The organism is Cupriavidus sp. 01L43 (assembly GCF_056399925.1).
This window is the reverse complement of sequence record NZ_JBFTSH010000059.1, coordinates 1-482: the sequence shown is the minus strand read 5'-3', so window position 1 is coordinate 482 and position 482 is coordinate 1. Positions and strand designations below refer to the sequence as shown.

The window sequence follows — 482 nt, the reverse complement described above, 5'->3', positions numbered from 1 at the left end:
ACGGTGCCATTGCCGTTGACCGCAGCGCCGCCGCCCAGCGCGSTRGCCACCGAGCTGCTGACGCCATGGAGCTGGCCGCCGTTGACGGCGTGCAGGCTGCCGGCCGCGACCGTGCCATTGGCGACGCCGCGCAACTGCCGGGCGCCGGCGGTGCCGGTCAGGTCGACCTGGGTGCCAGCCTTGTCCTTGGCGACGGTGATCGCCTTGGTGGTGGCGTCCTGCTTGACCAGGCCCACCGTACCGTTGTTGATGTTGCTGGTGAGGTTCGTGACCGAGCCTTCGACGTTGGTCACCCGGCCATCGATCGTCGTCACGCGGTTGTCCACATTGGTCACACGGCCATCGAGGTTAGTGATGGCGCTGCCCACGTTGTTGACGGTCGTCCCGCCAACCGTRTAGGTCGGTGCCGACACGGTGCCATTGCCGTTGACCGCAGCGCCGCCGCCCAGCGCGGTAGCCACCGAGCTGCTGACGCCATGGAG

At 68.5% G+C, this 482-nt stretch carries 1 pseudogene; it reads right to left on the bottom strand.

Annotated elements, in window-relative coordinates:
* Nucleotides 1–482: pseudogene (locus AC1DP9_RS27770) on the bottom strand (ESPR-type extended signal peptide-containing protein); the annotation flags it as partial.